The organism is Nitrosospira sp. NRS527 (genome assembly GCF_018406445.1).
GTDB classification, from domain to species: Bacteria; Pseudomonadota; Gammaproteobacteria; order Burkholderiales; family Nitrosomonadaceae; genus Nitrosospira; species Nitrosospira briensis.
In genome coordinates, this window is sequence record NZ_AP024515.1 from 1043061 (window position 1) to 1068020 (window position 24960).

General features: G+C 54.4%; 17 protein-coding genes and 1 riboswitch. Of the genes, 11 read left to right on the forward strand and 6 right to left on the reverse strand.

The genetic code is table 11. The annotated features are described in order from the left end of the window. Positions 1 to 56: 56 nt before the first annotated feature. Positions 57 to 1763, reverse strand: a complete 1707-nt coding sequence (locus KJS40_RS04660) for an alginate export family protein (RefSeq protein WP_244859696.1) — start codon at positions 1761 to 1763, stop codon at positions 57 to 59. A 436-nt stretch (positions 1764 to 2199) separates the two neighbouring features. Continuing rightward, the gene (gene rnk / locus KJS40_RS04665; protein ID WP_090458878.1) at positions 2200 to 2610 is read right to left on the reverse strand and encodes a nucleoside diphosphate kinase regulator; all 411 of its coding nucleotides are present in this window, start codon (positions 2608 to 2610) and stop codon (positions 2200 to 2202) included. 616 nt (positions 2611 to 3226) lie between these two features. Here rnk and KJS40_RS04670 point away from each other — a divergent pair. The 9 genes from KJS40_RS04670 (at position 3227) to KJS40_RS04710 (ending at position 17839) form a co-directional block, all read left to right on the forward strand. Next, positions 3227 to 3907, forward strand: coding sequence for an O-methyltransferase (locus KJS40_RS04670; RefSeq protein WP_213539256.1), 681 nt, complete (start codon positions 3227 to 3229; stop codon positions 3905 to 3907). A gap of 169 nt (positions 3908 to 4076) precedes the next feature. Beyond that, a riboswitch (guanidine-I (ykkC/yxkD leader) is annotated at positions 4077 to 4180 on the forward strand. A 213-nt stretch (positions 4181 to 4393) separates the two neighbouring features. Next, positions 4394 to 5863 carry an APC family permease gene (locus KJS40_RS04675; RefSeq protein ID WP_213539715.1) on the forward strand — a complete coding sequence of 490 codons (1470 nt, stop codon included), beginning with the start codon at positions 4394 to 4396 and terminating at the stop codon, positions 5861 to 5863. A gap of 63 nt (positions 5864 to 5926) precedes the next feature. Further along, complete coding sequence (locus tag KJS40_RS04680; protein ID WP_213539257.1) at positions 5927 to 6658, forward strand: urea amidolyase associated protein UAAP1; 732 nt, start codon at positions 5927 to 5929, stop codon at positions 6656 to 6658. Further along, complete coding sequence (locus tag KJS40_RS04685) at positions 6655 to 7338, forward strand: urea amidolyase associated protein UAAP2 (protein ID WP_213539258.1); 684 nt, start codon at positions 6655 to 6657, stop codon at positions 7336 to 7338. Before KJS40_RS04680 ends, KJS40_RS04685 begins: the two co-directional genes overlap by 4 nt. 137 nt (positions 7339 to 7475) lie before the next feature. Continuing rightward, positions 7476 to 11162, forward strand: a complete 3687-nt coding sequence (gene uca / locus KJS40_RS04690; RefSeq protein ID WP_213539259.1) for an urea carboxylase — start codon at positions 7476 to 7478, stop codon at positions 11160 to 11162. 1 nt (position 11163) lies between these two features. Next, positions 11164 to 13041, forward strand: a complete 1878-nt coding sequence (gene atzF, locus KJS40_RS04695) for an allophanate hydrolase (protein ID WP_244859697.1) — start codon at positions 11164 to 11166, stop codon at positions 13039 to 13041. A 498-nt stretch (positions 13042 to 13539) separates the two neighbouring features. After that, positions 13540 to 16041 (forward strand): FtsX-like permease family protein, encoded by a 2502-nt coding sequence (locus KJS40_RS04700; RefSeq protein WP_213539260.1) that lies wholly within the window; start codon positions 13540 to 13542, stop codon positions 16039 to 16041. 51 nt (positions 16042 to 16092) lie between these two features. Then, positions 16093 to 17250 (forward strand): DNA polymerase IV, encoded by a 1158-nt coding sequence (dinB, locus tag KJS40_RS04705; protein ID WP_213539261.1) that lies wholly within the window; start codon positions 16093 to 16095, stop codon positions 17248 to 17250. A 118-nt stretch (positions 17251 to 17368) separates the two neighbouring features. Beyond that, entirely contained in the window at positions 17369 to 17839 is a 471-nt protein-coding gene (locus KJS40_RS04710) for a thermonuclease family protein (RefSeq protein WP_213539262.1), read from the forward strand. A 167-nt stretch (positions 17840 to 18006) separates the two neighbouring features. Here the strand turns inward: KJS40_RS04710 and KJS40_RS04715 are convergent, their stop codons facing one another. The 3 genes from KJS40_RS04715 to KJS40_RS04725 form a co-directional block, all read right to left on the reverse strand. Next, a complete protein-coding gene (locus KJS40_RS04715; protein WP_244859698.1) occupies positions 18007 to 18291 on the reverse strand; it encodes a hypothetical protein in 285 nt (94 codons plus the stop codon). Between the two features lie 246 nt (positions 18292 to 18537). Further along, a complete protein-coding gene (locus KJS40_RS04720) occupies positions 18538 to 20190 on the reverse strand; it encodes a hypothetical protein (protein ID WP_213539264.1) in 1653 nt (550 codons plus the stop codon). A gap of 159 nt (positions 20191 to 20349) precedes the next feature. Next, a complete protein-coding gene (locus KJS40_RS04725; protein WP_213539265.1) occupies positions 20350 to 21390 on the reverse strand; it encodes a phytoene/squalene synthase family protein in 1041 nt (346 codons plus the stop codon). Positions 21391 to 21939: 549 nt separating this feature from the next. On the opposite strand from KJS40_RS04725, the gene KJS40_RS04730 reads away from it, so the two are divergent. Both KJS40_RS04730 and KJS40_RS04735 read left to right on the forward strand, forming a co-directional pair. Then, complete coding sequence (locus KJS40_RS04730) at positions 21940 to 22365, forward strand: KGG domain-containing protein (RefSeq protein ID WP_244859699.1); 426 nt, start codon at positions 21940 to 21942, stop codon at positions 22363 to 22365. Positions 22366 to 22844: 479 nt separating this feature from the next. After that, the gene (locus KJS40_RS04735) at positions 22845 to 23252 is read left to right on the forward strand and encodes a CBS domain-containing protein (protein WP_213539266.1); all 408 of its coding nucleotides are present in this window, start codon (positions 22845 to 22847) and stop codon (positions 23250 to 23252) included. A gap of 219 nt (positions 23253 to 23471) precedes the next feature. Here KJS40_RS04735 and KJS40_RS04740 read toward each other — a convergent pair whose 3' ends face one another. Beyond that, positions 23472 to 24725: a PQQ-dependent sugar dehydrogenase gene (locus KJS40_RS04740; protein WP_213539267.1), complete on the reverse strand. Its 1254-nt coding sequence runs from the start codon at positions 24723 to 24725 to the stop codon at positions 23472 to 23474. Positions 24726 to 24960: the final 235 nt, after the last annotated feature.

The window sequence follows — 24960 nt, forward strand, 5'->3', positions numbered from 1 at the left end:
CTGAAGCCATGTATCTTTTCTCATGCAATCATATTGATTGCGTGTTTCCTGGCCAATCAGAAACGGAAGTTGTACTGAACGTAGAAGAGGCTAGGCGATACGCCCGGTGCTCTTGCCTTTAGAAAATTCCCTGCAAATAACTTCGAATACCCCACCAGGATGTCCTGGTGCCGGTCGACGTGCACATTGAGACGGAAGTCGATTTCATCACCGACATAGCTGCCTGATTGACCTGTCGGATCTCGCAAGGTAGCGGCGCCTGCGGCGTTGTATAGAAAGTCGCGCTTGTTTGCCAGATAGAACCGATGATACTGGGCTGTGAAAGTTGCCCATGGCTGGGGATGAAGATTGATCTGGGCATTGAAATCGTGGATATTCTGCCTGCCAACGCGATCGATCCAACCCAGGTAATAGTTTCCGAAGGGGAAGAGCTGATTGAACGTGTTGCGGCTGCCGTCAGCCGAGTTATTATCCCCGGAGGCGAAGTCATAGCGCAGCCAGAACTGGGGATTCATCGGCGTTCCCTTGAAGTGATAGCCTGCACCGGACGCGACTGCAAAGGCCGAGATGTCCTGATTGGAATACTGGCCAAACTGGTACATGCCTTCCAACTCGTACAGAAAACGGTTGTAGTCGCCTGCAATTCGACTGCCGAGGGTATGCACGATTGAATTGCCTCTCGCATTATTTCTTCCAATCGCCATATCCCTATTGTCGGCCAGGCTCAGGAAATAAAAATCCGCCAGTTGGCCCTTCATGGGCTTGTACGTTCCCCACAAGCCGAAGAATTCACGCTTTGTGTCCCAGTTATCGAATGCATCTCTTTCCGTATTCATCGGGCGTACCCAGAACGCGTCCAGATCGAATGTCGGGGTTCGCCAGAAGCCCTTCACACCTTGAAATGTGCGCCGCGTATTAACCCAGTCCAGGGTGGAGATCAGCCTCTGCGAGCCATAGAGCAATTCCTGGCGGCCGACGCGCAGATAAGCCGGGCCGTCCTTGATGCTGGCGATCTTGATATCCGCAAAAAGATTCAGCATGTCCGTATGGTTGACATCCGTGGCAAGTGGCGTCAGGCCTTGGCCGAAGCTGCGTGCATCCAGAAACTCGGCAAATAGCCGGACCCGGTCCTGATACCAGAAATCGGCATGGAACCGGCTGCGTATCAAATGGTAATTATCATTTGCGGAAGTCAGCCGGACATCGGATTCCCGCATATACCGGTACCAGAAGCTGCCCCCAAACGACAGAAGAAAGTCATTGCCGATATGGATGCGCTTGATGGGGTCGAAGAGATCCTTTTCATGCCCCGGTTTTTCCAGGTAACGGAAATCGATATCAAAAGCCGGTGTGGTCATGAGCGCATAGGGCGCGTAAGGCGAGACCGGCGGAGTTTGGCGTTGATTGCCGGTGGCATGATCCAGGAGCGAGTAATATCCCGGCCCGGATGGCGCTATCGAGAACAGGCCGGGGCGCGACGGAGCAGTGACAGGAGGAACTTTCGACCAATCGAATGGAGCCGTGATGGTTGGGTCCGCCGAGGTTTCTGAAGTCGCTGAAGCTGACGCGGTAGCCGGTGCCGTTACAGTACTGCCGGCCGATAGGGAATCCGCCGCCCACACTTGAAGCGTCAAACTCAGCGCGCTTGCCCCGAGGCAGAATTTCAATAAGGGTGAGCGCGTGAGTGGGGTGGATAGAATGGAAAGCATCTTTGGCACGGCCGCGCTTGTGGCTACCGAAGCCGGGGAACTGATCAGGGTCATAGTGGAGGTTATTTCGAACTTCAGTTCAGATTAAAAATTGGCCGCGACTATAGCAGAATCAGGGCAGCCTTTGAACAACTGAGCAGTTGACAGGCATCGCTTTCTCCCACTGGACCCCGAGGTTTCCGCAGGGTCATTTCAGTTTCAGCAAGGCATGGTAAGGCGTAGGGCGGCAACAAGTGCCGCGCATTGCTCAGTACGAATAAATCAATCCGACTGAGAGTATGGCTGATGGGTCAAGCAAGTGAATGAGCCGCCCTATGCGACCTTTCTCCGCTGGATAAAAATGAACAGTTATCCAGCGGATCGGTCAGGCGTCGATGGAGATGCGTTTGAAGTGAAGCTGACATACCGCGCAATCGCTGCGTTTATTGCCGCCCGTTTATCGGTGCTTGTTGCTTTCTTCTGGTTCTATTCGGGGCGTTGCTCCAAGGCTCTAACGGTAGAATTTTCCTTCGCGTTCCGGTTGGTAGACGATTTCCACTATCCGTACCTTTATCATGCCTCCACCTGGCCGCGGCCACTCTATTTCATCCCCGGTGGAGAGGCCCAGGAGGGCGCTGCCTACCGGGGCGAGGATGGATATCCTGTCGCCGGAGCCGTCAACGTCTTTGGGATAGACCAGAGTCAGGCAGAAGTCCTCGCCGGAAGAATCGATACTGAAGCGTACGGTTGAATTCATGGTTACCACGGAAGGCGGTATCTGCTCGGGCTCGACGATTTCGGAGCGGTCAAGCTCGGCTCGCAATTCCTTGGCGGGAAAAGCATTGGCTGGAAGAGTCTCGAGCAAAGCTTCAAGCCGGTCCAGATCCTGAGACGTTAGTACAACTTGCGGTCTGCTATTCATTTCATCCTCATTTCAAGTTTGGATTTTGGTTCAGGCTATCAAGGCAACAGTTTGCCTTAGCCGATTTGCGTGAGAGTTGCTGAGGCCCACGCCAACGGAAACAATGCGACTGGGTTTTTCGTTATCTGTTTGACCGGCACTGTACAGATTAGTGCGGCGCCTTACTTCAGGTACATTGCGCAGGTACATCTACCGGCGATCCAAATGTGATAACCCGATTTGGAAAGGAAGAAATACATTCTACACCAAATGGCATCAATATTACTCAGCGGTGCTCTGCCTGCCAATGCCGGTGATTCACCTTGTTTGGTCAGCAAATATGATTCCTTCAGGATACGCGTTCGTGGTGCCGGGTATTGTGTTTCCATGCGATCAGAATGGATCTCCGATTTTAATCGATTCCGCCATTTTATATCTACATAACATAACAGTGAATTTGAAGGCCTCGGCGATATAAAAGCTTACCCACAGGCATGCGCCATTGGGCACGGCCCCCCATGTGCTGACCCGTCCTTGCCGTTGACCCCTCCCTACGTTGAGCGTAGAGTCAATCATTGAATCCAGGTTCAGCGGGCAGTTTCCATTCCTGTTTGTTTCTTGAGGAGCAATCATCGAAATGCAATCTCCTACCGTTTCAAATCCCGTCGTATTAGCCCCGGTTAATCCGGCAATTGAAAAATACATGCGCAGCCTGGTTAGCCAGACCGATCATCCAGTTCTGGCCGAAATGGAAGCTGTAGCGGAGGAAAACAATTTTCCTATCGTAGGCCGCCTGGTAGGTGTTTTTCTGGAAACCCTGGCAATGACTGTCAATGCGAAACGAATATTCGAATTCGGCAGCGGCTATGGTTATTCCGCCTATTGGTTTGCGAAGGCAGCGGGTGTAGATGGACGAGTGATTTGTACCGATGGAGATCCTCTCAACAAAGAGAAGGCCGAGCGATATCTCGAGTCTGCGGATTTAGCGCAGCGAGTCGATTTCCATGTTGGAATCGCGCAGGAGACGTTCGTGCAGACCGAAGGTATATTCGATATTTGCTACAACGATGCCGACAAGGGCGATTACCCCCAGATCTGGCGTATGGCTAGAGACCGGATTCGCCCCGGCGGGCTTTACATCGCTGATAACGTACTTTGGCATGGAAGGGTTGCGCTGGAGCATTATGTCGATATTGTTCCCGGTTGGACGGAAGCCATTCTTGAGCACAATTTGCTCATCTTTAACGATCCCGAGTTTGATGCTTTTATAAATCCAACTCGTGATGGAGTTGTCGTTGCGCGTAAAAAAGCAATGTAACGAGAATACGGGATAGCAAGCTAAGCCCGCTGCTGCGGCGAGCTGGGCTTATACAAAGGTTAAGTATTGCTTTTTTGGATGAGGTGTGTAAAACTATTTTTTACCTGAAACAGTTGCGCCTGAATTGCAACTTCTTTAAAGAAACACGCCGCGGTGTAGCGCGGTTGAAGTAAAGCGAAACTAGGGTTCCGGCTTTCTGCTGAAAGTGTCTGGTCCGAGAGTTTCCGGCTTCGTCGTGACGAGGCTCCACGGAGGGATAAAAGCCCGGGAGATAATGTAAGTAATACATTAACTCTTGGAATTTGATCCGCTGATAAAGGAGACCGGTCATGCACTTCTCTTCGATTTTTTTTCCTCTTTTTGCAGCAATTGATAGCGTCGGGGCCTGTTTGGGCCTCTCGAACGGCGCTTCTCCAGCATGAGTTGGCGCGTGAATCATCGGCCAGGCATGGTTGTTCCGCTTCTCTCGGGATGGGTATCATGCCAATGAGGGGGAACCGGTATACGCCTCCCCCCCCTGCCACCGTTGCTGCAGCGACGCCCGTCATCGACGATAAACTCCACCGTAGCATGAGTGTCTGGAGTAGCCTCATCCTCGGCTTCGCCGTTGTTTCGCCGGTAGTGGGCCTGTATGCCATCATTGGTGTACAAACCGTCGTGACAGGCGGTGGCTGGTTTGGCGCGCTGATACTCTGCCTCGTGATGCAATTGCTTGTCGCCACCGTCTACGCAGAGCTTTCCTCGCAGTTTCCAATCGCTGGCGGCGCTTACAAATGGGCGCATCAGCTCGGTGGTGTCATCACCGGTAAATATGCTGGCGTGATATACGTCAGCTCCACGGTTGCGATGCTGACCACAACCGCCTATACCGGGGGAGTCTGGCTTTCCCTCTTCGTCGGATCAGAGAGTGAAACAGGGCTTGGGCTGGTGGTGTGGGGCGCAGTATTTCTATTGCTCTGCACGCTGATCAACCTGGCGCACATCAATATTTTCAAGCTGATCATTTCACTGGGCGTTTATGCGGAGATGATCGGGTCCGTGGGTGTGGCTCTGTTGCTGTTTCTTTTTTTTCGGCAGCATTCATTTTCGGAGTTGTTTCAGCATCTGGGTACGGGCACGGCGCCCAACGAGATCAGCGCCTTTCTGGCGGCACTTGCCATCGCGGGCTGGGCGTTTATCGGTTTTGACGCCTGTTCCACCATTGCCGAAGAAACGCATGATCCCAAGCGCATGGTGCCGCGCGCGGTCTTCTTTTCGCTATGCATGGTGGGGTCAGTCGTGCTGTTCAATTCCGCGGCGCTGACGCTGGCTTTCGACCGCGATACGCTGATTGCCAGCGCGACGTCCGACCCGATCACACCCGTGATCATCGCCAGCTTCGGCGCGTGGGCGGCGAAGCCATTCCTGGGTATTGTCATGATCGCCTTTCTGGCCTGCGGGGCATCTGTGGTGAAGTACACGTCGCGCATCATTTATTCGATGGCCCGCGAAGGCAATATGCCCGCCGTGTTGAGCCGGCTGGCGCCCGACAAGACGCCACGCAACGCGGTGATATGCACGGTATCGATGTCCGCGCTTGGGCTGCTGTTCGGGCTGAATGATGGCGCCGTGGCTACGGTGATTGCGTTTGGTACGGGGGGACTCTACGCCATGTTTTCCATGACCACCGGCGTGGGCTTGTACGCCCGCCTTTCCGGCCGCTGGAATCCGGCTCTCGGTGAGCTCAAGCTTGGTATCTGGGGGCTGCTGATCAACCTGGTAGCCTTTGCCTGGTCGGTGTTTGAATTCGTCAACATTGCTTGGCCGCGTGCCTACGCAGTTGCTCCGAATGCACCCTGGTGGCAGCTCTGGGCGGTGCCTCTGGTGCTGGGCGGCATCCTGGGAATAACGACTCTTCATATCCTGATGTCCCGAACGCAGCAAAAAGATTTTGAAAAAAAGATTTTATCCAAATGAAGTGCGATATCGGCCTTCTCGAAATTTATCCAATTGAAAATTTATTACGATGAGGAGAAAAACATGAACCAACCGGACACATTGATTTGGGAACAGCACATCCCCGGCGGGTGCCACTGGTCTGGCATTGTGCGTCGGGGTACGACACTACGCCTGGTGGACGTGATAGGACGAGCCAATGCTGCCGTACTATTTTTTAATCAGGAGGAAAAACTGGAACGTTACAACATGGCCGATACACTCAAAACCCAACATACGTTCCGTTTGACCAGGGGACATGCGTGCCATTCGGATATGGGCCGTATTTTCTGCTGCATTACCGAAGATACCGCCGGGTGGCACGATACCGTGTGCGGCATGAGCGATGCCGAATCGATACGCCAGAAATATGGTACGGCGCGGTTCGAAGAGCGCCGTAACGAGATGTTTCGCAACGGACTGGATGGCATGCTGATCGAATTGGGAAAATGGGGGCTGGGCATACGTGATGTCGTATCCAATATCAATTTCTTCAGCAAGGTAACCGCCAATTCATCCGGTGAGCTGGCGTTCCACCCCGGCAGCGGCAAGGCAGGAGATTATGTGGATCTGAGTTTTGAAATGGATACGCTGATGGTGTTATCTGCTGCACCACACCCACTTGATTCCTCAAAAACCTATCAGCCCGGAGCGGTCAATCTGGCAGCTTTTTTGACGCCGCCGTCGGTAATAGCGGATTGCACTCGCATTGCCGAGAACGCGCGCGCGCTACTGAATACCCAGAATTTATACGCTTGTCATGGAGGTGCGGCATGAGCAAGAAGCAATTTGTGGAAAGCAGGCTTGATCCCGAAACGGCAACGGTGGACGAAGTCTGCCCGGCGGGCGAGCCTTGGGTCAGGCTGCTGACAGAGAAACAGGTGTTCCGCATTGTCGATCTGGGGGGTAACCAGGCGGTTGACACTTTGTTCTACAACGCATCCCACGCCTTTGAGCGATACAGCGCAACCGATACCATCCGCCGCCAGAAGCAGCTCTATCTGACCACCGGCAGCAAGCTGTATTCCAACTTCGGCAATGTCATGCTCAGCATCGTGGCGGATACATGCGGACGGCATGACACCATAGGCGGGGCCTGCGCTGCGGAGAGCAATACGGTTCGGTACGGGCTGGAAAAATTTCCAATGCACAGTTGCCGCGACAACTTTCTGCATGCGCTGGCCCATGAACCGGTCTGTGAGCATCTCGACATGAGCAAGCGCGACCTGCCCAGCAACATCAATTTCTTCATGAACGTACCCGTGTCGGAGGCCGGCGGCCTGGAGTTTGCAGATGGTATGTCCGCCCCATTCAAATATGTGGAAATGAGAACTGAAATGGATGTGGTCGTGCTGATTTCGAATTGTCCGCAACTGAACAATCCGTGCAACGCCTACAACCCTACACCGATCCGTCTCCTGATCTGGGATGATCCTGAAGACATGTCGTTTGATTAATCATTCCCGGGTTGCGAGTGGATTGCGGGGGTCTTGCAGATCGCCATTGTGATTCCTTCGAATTACGATGGCGATGCTGCAGCAGAGGTTCGCGCGCATCATGCGGCAATCGAGCAGGACTAAACAGGAAATAGACCATGTTTAAGAAGGTATTGATAGCTAATCGCGGCGCCATCGCCTGCCGCATCATCCGTACACTGCGTCGAATCGGTGTGAAAAGCGTGGCGGTCTATACGGATGCCGATGCGCTGTCGCAGCATGTGATAGAAGCCGATGAAGCATACTGTATCGGTAGCGGCGTTGCTGCGGAAAGCTATCTGCGTGCCGACAAGATCCTGGAGGTTGCCGCACACTCGGGCGCCAAGGCTATTCATCCTGGCTATGGTTTCCTCAGCGAAAAGGCGGATTTTGCCGAGCAATGCGCTGCGCATGGCATTTGTTTCATCGGCCCCACCCCGCAGCAGATGCGGGCGTTCGGGCTGAAACATACGGCACGGGAACTGGCTTTGCAGAACCAGGTGCCGCTGCTGCCGGGGACCGGTCTTTTGGAAGACCTGGAAGATGCGCTCCGTCAGGCGGCCCACATCGGTTATCCAGTTATGCTGAAAAGTACCGCGGGAGGCGGCGGTATCGGCATGCGGTTGTGCTGGAACGGGGAAGAGCTGAGTGCCGCCTACGAATCGGTGAAATACCTGGCGCAAAATAATTTTAAGGATGCGGGTCTGTTCCTGGAAAAATATGTGGAGAATGCTCGCCATATCGAAGTCCAGATTTTTGGCGACGGTAAGGGCGGGGTTATCGCGCTGGGCGAGCGTGACTGTTCCATGCAGCGGCGCAACCAGAAGGTGATCGAAGAAACGCCGGCACCCCACTTACCATCGCGTGTGCGCCAGGCATTATTGGGTGCAGCGGTACGTTTGGGTAAAACGGTCAACTATCAGTCGGCCGGTACGGTGGAATATATTTTCGATGCCTCCACCAGCGAATTTTATTTCCTTGAGGTAAATACCCGGTTGCAGGTCGAGCATGGCGTGACAGAAGAAGTGACCGGTATCGACCTGGTGGAGTGGATGGTCCGGCAAGCTGCCGAAGAGCTGCCGCCTCTGGATTCATTCGATATCGAACCGCGCGGCGTGTCAATCCAAGTGCGGGTATATGCCGAGAACCCCGCGAAGGATTTTCAGCCATCCTGCGGTACGCTCACCTCGGCGCAGTTTCCGCCCGCGTCTGTGGCGCGGGTTGAAACCTGGGTGGAACGCGGCGTCGAAGTTTCACCGTTCTATGACCCGATGCTGGCGAAAATAATCGTGCACGCGGCAGACCGTGAGCAGGCTATCGTTCGACTCCTGGCCGCATTGGACGCTACCGCGCTGAACGGCATTGAAACCAACGTGGGTTATCTCAAGCAGATCCTGCGCGGTGCGGTGTTTCGCGGCGGACAGCACACGACGAGCTTCCTGAATGGTTTCCGTTATTTTGCTCATACCGTCGATGTGATGAGCCCCGGCGTGCAGACCACGGTGCAGGATTACCCAGGCCGAACGGGCTACTGGAATATCGGCGTGCCGCTATCCGGCCCGATGGATGGGTTGGCCTTCCGCCTGGCTAATCGGCTGGTTGCGAACGCCGAAGATAAGGCCGGGCTCGAGATCACCCTGGCGGGTCCGACACTGCGTTTCAACTGCGACTCTATAATTGCGGTGTGCGGCGCGCCGATGGAGGTGCGCCTGGATGGCGAGCCGCTGACCTTTTGGCGATCGTATCCGGTCAAGGCGGGTGCAATATTACAATTCGGAAAGCTCGTGGGCAATGGCTGCCGCGCCTATCTGGCGGTTCAGGGCGGTTTCCAGGTTCCTGACTATCTGGGCAGCAAATCCACCTTCACCCTCGGACAGTTTGGCGGCCATGCTGGGCGGACTCTGCTTACCGGCGATGTGCTGCATATCGTTGCGGCCGATGCCAGTGATACCTCAGACCATGAAGGCACCCGCAGTGCCCGTGCAAACGGTGCTGGAAACCTGTTACCGGAGGAACTGGTTCCTCATTACAGTGATAAATGGGAAATCGACGTGCTTTATGGCCCGCACGGTGCGCCGGATTTTTTTACCGAAGAGGACATTCGGACACTCTTCGCTGTTGACTGGGAGGTTCACTACAATTCAAGTCGCAGCGGCGTGCGGCTGATCGGTCCCAAGCCAGAATGGGCAAGAAGCGATGGCGGCGAAGCGGGACTGCATCCGTCCAACATCCATGACAATGCATATGCTATCGGCACAGTGGACTTTACTGGCGATATGCCGGTGATACTCGGCCCGGATGGCCCAAGTTTGGGCGGGTTTGTCTGTCCCGTTACGATAATTCAGGCTGAATTGTGGAAAATGGGCCAGCTCAAGCCGGGTGATAGCGTCCGTTTTCGCAGGGTTTCAATGGACGAGGCGCTTGCACTCGAAAAATTGCAGGATACCACCATCGAAAACCTCCGGGTGCCGAAAGCCATTCCGCCGGAAATCGAACGGAAAACACCGGCCACAGCAGCGGCGACAACAACGACACCCATCCTCCACGCTATCCCGCAGGCTGCCCAGCAGATACAGGTAGTATATCGCCAGGCGGGTGACAAGAACCTGCTGGTTGAATATGGCCCGCCTGAACTCGATCTCAATCTGCGCTTCCGTGCCCATGCCCTCATGGAGTGGGTTCAAGCTGCTCTCGATAACGGCAGCCTGAAAGGCATCCTGGATCTGACGCCCGGCATCCGGACTTTGCAAATCCATTTCGATTCACGCCTGCTGGCGCGGGATAAGCTGCTGGATTCTTTGATTGCAGCGGAAAAGAAGCTGCCGGACATCGAACACCTGGAGATTCCCACACGCATCGTGCATTTGCCGTTGTCATGGGATGACGCGGCAACGCGATTGGCGATCGATAAATACATGCAATCCGTGCGAAGCGACGCGCCATGGTGCCCGAGCAATATCGAATTCATTCGCCGGATAAACGGACTGGACAGCATAGAGGAAGTGCAGCGCATCCTGTTCGAGGCGAGCTACCTGGTGATGGGGTTGGGCGACGTGTACCTGGGTGCGCCGGTCGCGACCCCGGTCGATCCCCGCCACCGTCTGGTCACTACGAAGTATAACCCCGCGCGTACCTGGACACCCGAAAACGCGGTCGGTATAGGTGGGGCTTATCTATGCATATATGGCATGGAAGGCCCTGGCGGTTACCAGTTTGTCGGGCGCACCGTACAGATGTGGAATCGCTATCGTCAGACCGCTGATTTCAAGGATGGCAAACCCTGGCTGCTGCGATTCTTCGATCAGATCAGATTCTATCCAGTGAGCGAGAGCGAGTTGCTCAAGCTGCGCCGCGATTTCATCACTGGACACTTCAAGCTGCGCGTGGAAGAAAACCGGTTCAGTTTGAAACAATATAATGCCTTTCTACAAGAGAATGCGGCGTCGATCAGCGCTTTCAAGGCAAAACAGCAAGCTGCGTTTGAAGCCGAGCGCGAACGCTGGGATGCCGAGGGCAAGGTTGAGTATGTAAGCGAGATTACCCTTGAGGAAGCCGATGCGCAAAGCGAACTGGACCTTCCGGATGGGGCGCATGCGATCAGCTCGCATGTGACCGGCACGGTATGGAAACTGCTCGTCGAGGAGAGGCAACATGTCGAAGCGGGAACGCCGGTTCTTATCGTTGAATCGATGAAAATGGAGTTTGCCGTGGAAGCGATAGTGAGCGGCACGATTGGTCAGCTTTTCTGCAAGGTAGGCGGACATGTGTCCGCCGGCCAGTTGCTGCTGGTGATTCAGGAGGATTAACTTGAATAAATTGATGCCTCTGGGCGACATACCCTCGGTGCTGCAGCGCTATGCCAGCAGCGAGTTCACACCCAGTCAGATGGTGGAAGCGGTGCATGCACTGATCCAGAACGATACGGCTCATGTATGGATATATAAACTGCCGCTTGAGGCACTGAGAGGCTATGCCAGTGCGGTGGAGGCCAAGGCGAGGATCGTGGATAAGGCAGCGCTGCCGCTGTACGGTATCCCTTTTGCCATTAAGGACAACATCGATCTGGCAGGTGTGCCGACCACGGCGGCTTGCCCTGGCTTTGCCTATACGTCGCAGCGCAGCGCAACGGTGGTGCAGAGATTGATTGACGCGGGCGCAATTCCTATCGGCAAAACCAATCTTGATCAGTTTGCAACCGGGTTAAATGGTACTCGCTCTCCTTACGGGGCTTGCCGCAATGCGTTCAATCCCGATTATATTTCGGGTGGGTCGAGCTCCGGCTCGGCGGTGGCTGTGGCAAAAGGCTGGGTATGTTTCAGTCTGGGAACCGACACAGCCGGTTCCGGCAGGGTGCCCGCTGCATTCAATAATCTTATAGGGTATAAGCCAACCGGGGGCTGGCTTTCGACGCGCGGAGTGGTGCCTGCCTGTCGCTCGCTTGACTGTGTTTCCATCTTTGCCCTTACCGCAAACGATGCTGAGCGAGTTCTTGAAGTCACCGCCAGCTACGATGCTGAAGACATTTATTCGCGAGCGAGACAAGGTCGCGGCCATGACTCTGCTACACAGCGCTTTTCCGAACGTAGTTTTCGCTTTGGTATTCCCCGCAAGGACCAATTGCAATTCTTCGGCAATCAAGAGTACGAACGGCTGTTCGGCGAGGCTATCGTAAAACTGCAAGGCCTGGGCGGCAAATCTGTTGAGATAGACTTTGCGCCATTTCTGGAAGCAGCGCGCTTGCTCTATGAAGGCCCTTGGGTGGCCGAGCGTTATGCGGCGATTCAGCAATTCTTTGACTCGCATAGCGAGCAGATCATTGCGCCGGTACGGGAAATAATGGGGAGCGCCAAACGGTACTCGGCTGCCGACGCCTATAATGGGATATACCGATTGCGTGGGCTTAAACGGCAGACTGATCGAGCCTGGACCGAAGTGGATTGTCTACTGACGCCCACCGCCGGGACCATTTATACGATTCAGGCGATGCAGCAGGACCCCATGCGCCTCAATGCAAATCTTGGTTACTATACCAACTTCATGAATCTGCTGGACTATTCGGCGGTAGCGGTGCCCGCTGGTTTTCAAGATGGTGGGTTGCCGTTCGGCATAACCCTTGCAGCGCCAGCCCACCAGGATGGGATGCTGCTGCATCTCGCAGGGCGTCTGCAACAAGCCTATGCGCTGCCCCTCGGGGCCACCGGCATTTACCTGCGAGAAGAGGGTTTGCCGGAACAGCTCTTGATCCCGGGCTCATCACAGGCACCGCAATCCGATCAGCAGTCCGGCCACGTACGCGTGGCGGTTTGTGGCGCGCATTTGTCCGGTCTTCCGTTGAACGGACAACTGACCAGCCGCAGCGGACGCTTGGTGTTGAGCACCATGACTTCACCAGACTATAAACTTTACGCGCTACCAGGCGGGCCGCCCTATCGGCCCGGATTGGTGCGGGTGGAAAAGAATGAACAAGGAAGCGCCATCGAAGTCGAAGTGTGGGAATTACCCACGCGGGAATTCGGCAGTTTTGTGGCAGGTATTCCTGCGCCTCTGGGCATCGGTACCATTACCCTGGCAAATGGCGACGCAGTGCAGAGCTTTCTGTGTGAGGGATATGCGGTGGCAGATGCGGAGGATATCAGCCGGTTTGGAGGCTGGCGAGCTTACATGCAACAGCTACCGCCTGATTAAATTAGGTTCACGGTAGTCGTAGGGCGGGCTGCGCCCGCCATCGTTTCTTTGATCGTCGGGCGGAGCCCGACCTACCTGCAACTCCGAGTTTTGTTGATTACGCGCGATTTGGCTGATGCTGGCAAACGCCACTATCAGGGTTTGATATTGCACCGGGAAATGTCGTTTCAATTCAAACAGGCTTGCGGATCGGCTGAAGAGATTGGAAGCTGCCGGACTAAATTACGCTTACCGTAGGGCGAGCTGCGCCCGCGATCGTTTCTTCAATCGTCGGGCGGAGCCCGACCTACCGCCGCAACTCCAAACGTTGTTGATAATGGTTGTGAACACCGGTGAATTTTGCCATTATGGTTATAGCTTACTTTTCGGTGTCGCCATGACCACCATAAATATTCCCGATCGGTGTCCGCGTTAGCGTGAACTCGCTGCAAGGATTTAACCGACAAGAGTTCCTGAGTACTCACAAATGATTAGCCAGTGTACTTACAGCAGGGTTCCATGAATATTTTCAGGCTTTCTTTCCGGATGCTTCGCCGCGATTGGCGTGCGGGGGAGTTACGTGTACTGACGTTCGCTCTGGTTATTGCGATCGGTGGGATGACCACGGTCGGTTTTTTTGCCGATCGTGTGCAATTGGCGCTTTCCCGCCAGGGCAACCAGTTGCTGGGCGCAGACCTGATCGTTTTTTCAGACCATCCGCTGGCCCCGCGTTATGCCGATGAAGCGAAACGGCTGGGGTTGGCAGTTTCCACTGCGCTTAAATTCCCCAGTATGACCGGGAAGGGGGAGAGCAATTTACTGACGGAGATCAAGGCGGTCACCGCTGGGTATCCTTTGCGCGGTACCTTACGTATCACCGAGGACTTCAGCAATGTATCCCCTGAAGCCACACGGGTTGCAAATGCAATTCCGGCGCCTGGTTCGGCATGGGTGGATGAGAAGCTTATGGTCCGCCTTGATCTCCATCGAGGCGATAAGATAGAGGTGGGGGCGGTACACCTTACTGTTGACGCACTGATAACGCAGGAACCGGATTATTCCATCGGGTTCCTCAACCTGAGGCCCCGGGTGCTGATCAATGCGGCGGATCTGCCCGCAACCGGGTTGGTGCAGGAGGGTAGCCGGATCGGCTATCGTCTTCTGGTTTCTGGAGAATCCGGCGACGTGGAAAATTTCCGGAGATGGGCCCAATCACATTTGATGCTTGGGGAAAGGATAGAGGGGATTCGCGATGCTCGTCCTGAAATCAAGGCCGCTCTGGAGCGCGCGGAAAAATTCCTCAGCCTGGCCGCGCTGGCAAGCGTAGTACTGGCGGCTGCGGCGGTAGCGCTTGCCGTACGGCGTTTCACTCAGCGCCATCTCGACGGTTGCGCGGTCATGCGTTGCCTGGGCGCCAGCCAGGGGGCCATGCTACGCCTGTACCTGTATCATTTTATTACACTGGGGTTGATCGCCAGCGGGGCAGGATGCCTGCTCGGTTTTGTTTCGCAGGAGGCGCTGACTTTCTGGCTTTCAGGGTTGGTGGAAGCTGAATTGCCGTGGCCCAGTATATGGCCTGGCGTGCACGGGTTGTTGACCGGCATGGTGCTGCTACTTGGGTTTGCATTGCCGCCCCTGCTCAATTTGCGAAGCGTACCGGCGCTACGCGTATTGCGACGCGATATCGGTATGCCGAATACCTTCAGCATTACCGGCTATGGGCTGGGGTTGGCCGCGTTATCGGTATTGTTTTTATGGAAAGCCGGCGACGTGCGCCTGGGTATGTCTGTCATCGGCGGGTTCGTTGCGGCGATCGCGGTTTTTGGTTTGATTGGATGGCTGCTGTTAAAGGCCCTGACGCACATGCGTGTTCATACAGCAGGCGCATGGCGTTACGGATTGGCCAGTATCCGCCGGCGCGCGACTTCCAGCGTGGTTCAGGCCGTAGCATTGGGATTGGGTTTGATGGCGATGCTCGCGCTGACGCTCATCCGGGATGATCTGCTGCAGGATTGGCGTACCAGCCTGCCACCCGATGCACCCAATCATTTTCTGATAAATATACAGGAAGACCAATTGCAGCCACTGGCGGCATTTTTTAGCCAGCATAACATGGAACGCCCACCCGTCTTTCCAATGGTGCGCGGACGCTTGACGGAGATCAATGGCAAGTCGATAGCGTCAAGTGAATATGCGGACATCCGCGCGAAACGACTCGTGGAACGTGAGTTCAATCTGTCCTGGGCGGACGAAATACAGAGTGACAATCAGATTGTCAGCGGCCACTGGTGGAAAAAGGGGGACAGCGGAAAAGCGGAATTGTCCATGGAGGAGGATATCGCGAAGACAATCGGTATCAAGCTGGGCGACAGTCTGACTTACGATGTGGCGGGCAGCGTATTTTCCGCCAAGGTGACCAGCCTGCGGAAAGTAAACTGGGATTCCTTTCGCGTCAATTTTTTCGTGGTGACGCCGCCGGGTGTGCTGGAGAAATACCCGGTGAGCTACATTACCAGTTTCCATCTGCCGTCTCAGCAGATAGAAGTGACGAACCAGTTGATCAAGGCCTTCCCCAACCTGCTTGTGCTTGACGTGGCGAACATCATCAGTCAGGTCCAGAAGGTAATTGAACAAGTGACTAAGGCGATCGAATTTGTTTTCCTTTTCACATTGCTGGCAGGACTGACAGTGTTGTATGCCGCCATTGTCTCTACTCAGGATGAGCGGATTCATGAGGCCGCCATTTTCCGCACGTTGGGCGCGAAGCGTCGGCAGCTCGCGGGCGCATGGGCAGCCGAATTCGCCATATTGGGCGGCCTTGCCGGGCTTTTTGCCGCAGCGGGCGCCAACGCGCTGGGGTATGTCGTCGGCGAATATGCGTTGAATCTGAGCTATACATTCAACCCGTGGATATGGCTGACCGGCTTATTTGCAGGGGTTGTGGGCGTAACTGCAGCGGGGTTGATGGGCACTCGCTCCGCGCTCTCGACGCCGCCGCTTATGACGTTGCGTAAAGTTTGATGAAAAACCATCAAAATTTGTTGTTTCAGATTTAAATCCCGGGGTTGCTAAGTGCACCGGCGTATTGCTCATCTTGATATGGATGCCTTCTACGCATCGGTCGAACTGCTCCGCTACCCTGAATTGCGCGGGTCGCCGGTCGTGATTGGCGGGCGGGGCAATCGGCAGCCGGATATCCTCAAAGACGGCAGCAGGCGTTTTGCGCGGTTGCGGGACTATGCCGGCAGAGGCGTGATCACTACCGCTACCTATGAAGCGCGTGTTTTCGGTGTCTCCTCGGGTATGGGTCTGATGAAAGCTGCGCAACTTGCGCCGGACACCATCTTGCTGCCTGCCGACTTCAGCGCATATCGCCACTATTCACGACTGTTCAAAGCAGCTGTGGCGGCTGTTGCTCCCCATATTGAAGACCATGGCATTGACGAGATTTACATCGACCTGAGCGAACTGCAGGGTGATGCGCTGATACTTGCCCAGCGCATCAAGCAGGCTGTGCGTGACAGCACCGGGCTTTCCTGCTCCATTGGCGTTTCCCCCAACAAGCTGTTATCGAAAATTTGCTCCGATCTCGAGAAACCGGATGGTCTCATCATCCTGGGTCCGGCGGATATCCCACGCCGGATATGGCCGCTTCCGGTCAGCAAAATCAGCGGAATCGGGCCAAAAGCCACTCAAAAGCTGGCGATGCTGGGCATTACTACCATTGGTGAGTTGGCGCAAGTTGATGCTGCGCTTCTTCAAAGGTACTTCGGCCGCAGCTATTGCCGCTGGCTGCAAGAAGTTTCCCATGGCATCGACGAGCGACCGGTAATAGTGAATTCAGAACCCAAGTCGATCAGTCGCGAAACGACGTTCGAAAGAGATCTGCATGTTCAGCATGATCGCTCCCTTCTGTCGGAAATCTTCACGGGCCTTTGTGCAGACCTGGCAAAAGACCTCCAGCGCAGGGGTTACGTTGCCCAAACCATTAGCATCAAGGTGCGGTATGAAAACTTCCGCACCATAACCCGCGATATTACCTTATCCCTTCCTGCCGCCGATGCTGTCGCAATTCGCCGAGCGGGGGAAGAGTGCTTGCGGCGCACCCCACTGAAGCACAGGTTACGATTGCTGGGCATCCGTGCCAGTTCGTTATCCTCGGGCAGCACCTTGCAGAGCATGGGCATGGTACACCAGGTGGAGCTGCCGCTGACTGTACTGGAAGCATGATACTGGACGCTACGATCGCAAACGGCAGCTATAATTCATTTGTGAAAACCGCCACTCTTGCCACCGTAAGCGCCATTAATAATAATCCGGAGCACTACGAGCAGAATAGGTACCCGACATGCAGCACTCTACTGTTGCTCTTGCGCTACTTATATTTATTGCCTTCCCCAGCTTGGCCCGTGCTGATCTCACCGGCAAGGTAATCCATATCACGGATGGCGATAACCTTACCGTGATAATAAACAATGAGTGGGTAAGGGTCCGCCTGGCGGGAATCGACGCGCCCGAAACAAACCAGCCCTTCGGCACGCGTTCAAGGCAATCCCTTTCTGATCTGTGCTTTTGGGAAAAAGTGACGGTGTTTCCAAAAGGCAAGGACCAGTATGGCCGCATGTTTGCGAAGGTCCGCTGCGGTGATGTCGATGCCGGCGAGGAACAAGTGAGGCGCGGCATGGCGTGGGTATACGACCGTTATGTGGAAGACCCGACCCTCGACCCCCTCGAGGATGAAGCCAAGGCCGCCAAGCGAGGATTATGGGCTGACCCTTATTCCTCTCCACCTTGGGAATGGCGCGAAATATGGGAGTAGCTTATATTCATTCAAATCCCATCTGTGCGTTCAGGCTGAATAGCTGAGGTAATGGTACAAGTCCTGAATCGTGGGGGCGCGTAGGCGATGCCTATTGCGCTGCATGAGTTCACTCGCCGCTATTGCCGTACCTGATTTGACCGCAAAACCACTCGAGTTCTCAATCCTTACAAAGACCGCTTGTCTCTGCGCAGCCAGCGAAAAAAGAATACATAGATAAAAGCTGGAAGAAACGGCAGAATCCATGGAAACATCTGCGAAAACCATGCAGCATAAAAACTATTCAGATAACGCGCCTTGGCCGAGGCGCAGGCCTCGGCAGCAGGCACGCGGCAGGAAAGCGCGATCTCCAGGGATACCTGGGTATGGGCCCGCCATATCCAGTATGTCATTGCTGTAGCAAAAACAATCAACAACAGCGCGAGCAGGGTTATGCCTTTTTGTCGTGGCATAGGTTGCAATTCTCCGAATACAGGAAGAGTTTGTTAAAAAAGAGGAAATTCAGCAGCTTGACTGATGCTCGGGAAATTCATGGGGATGATAACGACTCCATGAACGTGTAATTCCTCGTTCAATGATGTCCTCCAGTTAAGATATTGTCAAGAGGTGAGCGAGCATATGAGGCAGTTGCAACTGAACAACTGAACTTCAATGAAATATTAGGCGGGATGAAATAAATGTTTTGCAGCCTGAACGGTTCAGGCATTGCGAAATCGGGTGCGCTTGACCAGCAGGATAGCCAGTAGCGGCAGCGCAAAGCCAATTGCCGTTACCGCGATCAATAGCATGCCAAGCTGACTGTAGTCCGCAGGAACCACGATCTGGCCGGTAAGGGGATCGTCTACCTCGCGCGTGACGATGAAAATCTGGTTCATATATTTGGTGGCGAGCTGCGAAGCGGACAGGGCAAGATTAGTGAATGAAGCCATCACCGCGAAGAAAGTCGCCTTGAGTCTTTCCGGCGCCGAGTTGGCGATCCACGCCAGCATGGGAATCATTGCGATTTGCCCCAGAGGTGATTCAAGCGCGGTATCGATCACGGCAATAAATCGCGCATCCACTATGCCGCCGGTCAGGAAGGCAGTCCACTCATGCAGCCCGAAGAACATGCCGATTATGGGCAGCGAAAGCAGTGTGCCCACCACCGTGAGAGCACCGATGATGTACGCGATCGACCGTTCAGCCATGAAACGGCGAAAAATGAACATTCCGGCCAGGGTCAGCGTCGCACCAATCAGAGACAATGCAGCAAGGAACTGCTGATCGAAGCCCAGGCTGTCGATCATCCACCAGGTGGACCCGGCGCCCGGCCCCGGTATCGCGCGAAATACAAATATCAGAATTGCCGTACCCACCAGCACGTTGCGCGCATCAGGCTCAAGCTCGCCCGTCAATCGCCACATCAGAAATAAAACAATCGCCATGGATACCGCGAAGATAATTTCTTCCCCACCGGGGATGCGGCTTAGGCCGACGCTCAGGGATACCGCAGTAAAGGCGAATCCGCCGCCAAGAATCCACCAGTTGACCGGGGGAGGGTCTGTATAAATGCCAAGCAGCACTTCAGACTCCTGGCGGCTATGCCCCTGCGCCGCAAACCGTGCCATATCGCGTCGCCGCAACCAGGAAGCGAACAAGACGCCAGCTATTGAAACCAGCGGGATTATCAACGCGAGCTCGTAGACGAACAGATAAGCGGCCGCTTTCTGCACCTCGGGTAATTCGCCCACGCCTTGCAACACGACGACATTCACGACCGAGACTAAAACACCGCCACTGATAATCGCAACCCGCCCGAGCGTCTGCATGGTGACATGCATGGATTTACGATTTTCAAGGGCCAACGGATGTCCGTTTGCATCCACTCGCGGCACGGCCTCCACCGTCATGGCGTCCGCTACCACATCCTGAACAACATAGCCGATGGGTGCGAGCAAGGCGGCGGTAACGTACCAGGTTTCCACTGTAGCGACAGCGCGCATGGCGTCGGTGTGCCCGAGCAGCCCGATCATGATCAGCAGGCTCAGCGTGATCAGCGCCGCGCCGAGATATACAAGCAGGCTCTTCCATCGCCACACCAGATCCACCAGATGGCCGAGCGGCATCTTCAATGCCCAGGGCAGCATCATCCAGAACCCGAGCGCCGCCAGAAACTCGGCGGAAAGCCCTAGCCGCTCTTTAACATAAAAGGTGCCGACGATTCCCGTCAGGCTGGAAATGCCTGCGGCGGTGTAGACCATGAGCGGGGGGAGATAAGACAAGCGCATTTCCCGCCCCAGCGCGAGAATATTGGCGTCGAGCCAGCGGCCCACAGTGGCGAAGAGCCCGATGGCTGGGGGAACGGCTGTCATAACAAGGGGCTTCTCATGAGCTTCATCGGTTGAACGGCAGGTTGGACGATGGGATTATTCCGGTCAAAAATTTTGCGGATTTTATCCTGTGGAGTATCTGCTTCACCCACTCAACTCGGGCGAATTACTGCTACGCGCTGTGCTAACCCGGTCCGCCGCTCAGTCAACCTGGTTTCTGAGATGGTCCCAGTATGAAGTCGCAACGTAACTGTTGGCGCAGGTAAGCGTTGTCAAGGCCATCACACGGTAAACCACGCTGCGCGGCACTTTGACATTCACGGCCGGGTTGAGCAAGTCGGGGGAGACCGCGACCCGTTTCAACGTTTCTCCGGCCAATAATATTGGCCACATGCAGGCCAATCTTTGGCGGATTTCGGAGACGGGAAGCGATATCGTATAAATCCATCCCTGATCCAGGTGTTCCATGGCAAGCCCGATGAGCTGGTTAAGGATGGGCCTGAATTTGGGGAGGTTGCCCTCAATCAGCAAATCAGCCGGTTTCAACCCGGCCTCTGCCAGAAGCGACTCCGGCATGTAGCAACGGCCGTTGTGCAGATCACGGGCGACGTCTTTAACAATATTGGTGAGCTGCAACCCTTTTCCGAATCTGACGCCGATGGCGGACATTTCTGCAACATTCCATCGGGCCATTGCCGGCCGGTGCGCGCAGACCATTCTGGTCCAGAATTCTCCTACGCAACCCGCAACATAATAAGTGTACTGGTCCAACTCGTCCAGCGTGGACAATGCGGCAAGTTGCCCACTTGACTCACCGGGGAAGCGGGTCAGGTCCATTTTCATTCCCTCGGGTAACACCTTCATCAACCATTGGATTCGCTCCCGGTCCCCCGCGGAGCATTGCTCATATAGTTTCAGGCAGTCTGCAAGGCGCTGAAGAAGAATGCTTTCTGCAGAGTCTTTCTGATGAGGAACAAGCGCTGCCTGAATCTCCTGGATGGCCTTCCAGTCGATCTCGGCATTTGCGAACTGTGCGGAGAACTGATTCAGGTATCTCAGGCGCTGCGGCCGATCGAGCAGATCCGTATCGGCGATGGTATCGGCTGCGCGTGCGAAGAGATACGACAATCCCATCTGGTCGCGCACGCCAACCGGCAGCACGTTCAGCGTGAGATAAAACGAACGGGAAACCTGCTTGAGGATATCGTGCAGGAGCTCATGTGTAACCGGGTCAGTACTCAATGATGGAATCCAAAGCCGCTCAATTAACAAGGGGCGAACATTACCTGTTGTGGAACCTGAAGGTCAAGACGTTATGTTCCTGAAACCGGTTTTTCAGTCGAGCAGCTTCGGATTTCTACTGGGCAAAAGCGGGTGAATAGTGAAGAAATGCGATTGGAGTTTAAGTTTGGGCGGGCAGCATTATTATGCTGTCGTCGTAGGATGATTTAATGGACGCCCCCTAGCCGAGCTGGCATCAAGGTGCCAAAGTGGAGGTGTTATACAGCCACTTCAACGGAGGGAAGTCATGGAAAAGCTTGCCTTATTGTAGTTGGACTGGATTTGGCAAAGAATGTGTTTCAGGTACATGGTGCTGATGACTGGGGCGCAACTAATCGAATATCGAGGAGGCTGGCCTCTAAGGATGTGTGCGCTGCCGCACGGAAGCGGCTGGTTTTCAATATTAGGCTGAATTCAATATCTCTGGTCTTGTGAGAGATGGACCCAACCCGCTGTTGAGAATTTTTTTCATATGGCGTTAAGAAAACACCTACTAAATTGGAGATAAAGATGAGCGCAGATAACAGAAAAGATGGCGGCCAAAATGACGGCCACAGCAATCGCGGCTTTGCCTCGATGGATAAAGATAAACAAAAGGAAATTGCCAGCAAGGGCGGAAAGGCCGCTCATGAGAAAGGGACCGCGCATGAGTTCGATTCCGAGGAAGCTCGTGAGGCGGGTCATAAAGGGGGTGAGCACAGCCATGGCGGCACTCACGAGCAGTACGTTAAAGCGGGTAGCCAAAGTCATAAAAATTCCGATAAGGGTGGTGATAAATCCCATTCGTCCGACTCCGGTCGTGGTGGCAGTTCTGAACAACCTCCCAAGGCCGGTAGCCAAAGCCAAAAAAGCGACGACGGTAGTAGCTCCCCTAGTCGCGGCGGCACCCACGAGCAGCATGTCAAAGCGGGTAGCCAAAGCCATAAAAACAAATAGTGATAAGGCTGGGCTGTAAAAGAGGCCCGGGAAAAGGGGAGGGTGAGTATCTCCATCCTCCCCTCTTCCCAATCCTGAAGGGATACGGAATATTCCTGTAGTGCGGTTTTGGCACTAGCTTCGCTTGTATTTTATTGGTATAGCGGAAATCAGGGACGGCGGCAACGAACGGAAGCAGGTGACCGGCGGCAATAATATTTTGTCGCGGGTAATCAACTTTGGCAGAAGAAAGCTGTCAAGGGTAGGAAGTGCCGGAATATGGCGTCGTGGCAGCAACAAGCTTTTGGAACTCAAATTTTCTTGTCAGAAGCATCCGTGTGCAAGCATGTATCCTCATTATCTCAACAATACAAAGAGGAGTTCCGCCCCGATGCATTGTGGGGCCGCCTAAGCAGGTTAAAAGCTATAACGGTTCATGCAATCGGCTTCAGGGAGAATATCCAGGGGATATCCATTAACTCCAAAGGGAGGAGATTGACATGCGAACAGTTGGCGATGTGATGATTCCGGATGTGCACACCATCAGCCCGGACGCAACAATCGAGGAAGCAGCGCAAGAGATGCGCGATGGAGATTTCGGCCTGATGCCGGTAGGAGAAGAAGATCAATTGCTTGGTGTGATAACCGACCGCGACATCATAATTCGTGCTGTCGCCGAAGGCCAAGGTTCGAGCTTTAAAGTTCGAGATGTCATGTCCAGTGAGCCCGTCTGGGCGCATCAGGACGATTCAGTAGGAAATGCAGCCCAAATCATGAGAGAGCATCAGATTCGTCGCTTACCGGTTGTGGATGACGATCAACGGCTCGTGGGGGTTGTGGCGCTTGGGGCTTTTGGCGTCGAGGACTCCGATATTGGACCTGTCTCCGAAGCGCTCTCCGGAACCTGAAACCATACCAAGAGAAAGAAGCGATATTTCCATGACACGCTGCTCGAAGCTGGCGGCTTGTGCCTGGACAGGAATGGTATTGTTTTTCCGGTATTCAGCCCGTCACTTGTGACGTGTTGTTGCGCCGGTAAGCTCATCCTCTGGCATATCCAGTTAGTCTGCGATAAAGCTGCATAGAGCGTTGTTGCATACTACCCGAGCACGGCTGCTACTTTTTATTTATGTCTTACATGTAGCGAAACGCCTCGCCCGTAGCGAGACAAGGACCATGCCTGCAAGAATCATCGCCCAACCCTCCGGTTCCGGTATGGCGGTGATCATTCCCACCTGACCATTGAGGCTCACCAGATACAAGTTACCGGCGGCATCCTCGCCAAATGAGGAGATGCTCCCTGAAATACCGCTAGGGGACAGCAATTCGGCCGTTCGGTCGGTAACATCGGCATTCGTAATGGGCGCGCCGGTAAAGTGGAAAGACATCACTTTATCGTTAATGAAGTCTGCGAAGAAATAAGTGCCGTCCAGCCCATCAATCGCCGACCCACGGTAAACATAACCACCCGTGATCGAGGCACCGCCGCCGTTGTGGTCATATTCGAAGATTGGCAATGTATGATGCGCAAGCGGCGGATCATCAGGAAAGTTCAATCGTGTGCCCTCGAACTTGCGCCATCCGTAATTAGCGCCCGCGGTGCCGATATTAATCTCTTCGCGATTATCCTGACCGACGTCGGCAATATAAAACGTGCCGGTTTCCCGGTCGAAGCTGTCGCGGTATGGATTGCGTAGCCCATAAGCATAGATTTCCGGGTTGCCGCCAGCAAGGTTGCCAGCAGGGATCGCATAGCCATACTGCGAGGGGTCGTTTGGCAAACGATCGGCCGATACATCAACCCTCAACATTTTTCCCAAATTTTCGGAAAGATTCTGTGCGCGATTCTGCGGATCATCGCGAGCTCCGCCGTCGCCGGTGCCGATGTAAAGGTTCGCGGCCTCGCCGGGGCGAAAACCGATCCAGCCTGCCTTGTGATTGTTGAGCCCGGCAGGTTGAGCGATAGTGATCACGGTTTGCCGGCTTGCGGTATCTGCTATGTTAGGCTGCCCCGCGCTGGCCTGATAAGTGGCGACGACCGTTTTGAGCGTGGTCCTGTCTATATAATCGACATAAAAGCGCCGATTGGTCGCGAAATTCGGATCAAACGCCATACCGAGCAGGCCGCGCTCGCCGTCGGTATTGACGGAGCCGGACAAATCGAGAAATGGAGTGGGACGCACCGTCCCGTTCTCGAGGATTTTAATCAATCCACCCTGCTCTACAATGAATAGCCGCGAATCGCCATTGGGTGAAGTGGCGAACAAGGGGCGGTTTAAACCGGTGGCGACAATTTGGGTTTGCAACTGCGCAAGAGCAGGTGGTATCCAAACGGTGGCGGCAAAAACTGCAGCGAGCAAGATGGAAAAAAACTTGTTCATGATAGCTCCTGGGAGTCGGGTTATACCAAGCTATACAAAGCTGTATAAAGAAAGCTGAAGCAGGAATACCAAAAGTGCCTATTCTTTATTTATATAGACAACGCCCAGTCAGTTGTCAAATGAGTGCGAGTTACGGCTGCTGATGAAGCATCATTTTGGTACATTGGAGTTGGACGTGCCCCATTTACATCTGTATCTATGAAGAGAAAATGCTTAAGCCCTGGAATAAGCTGGA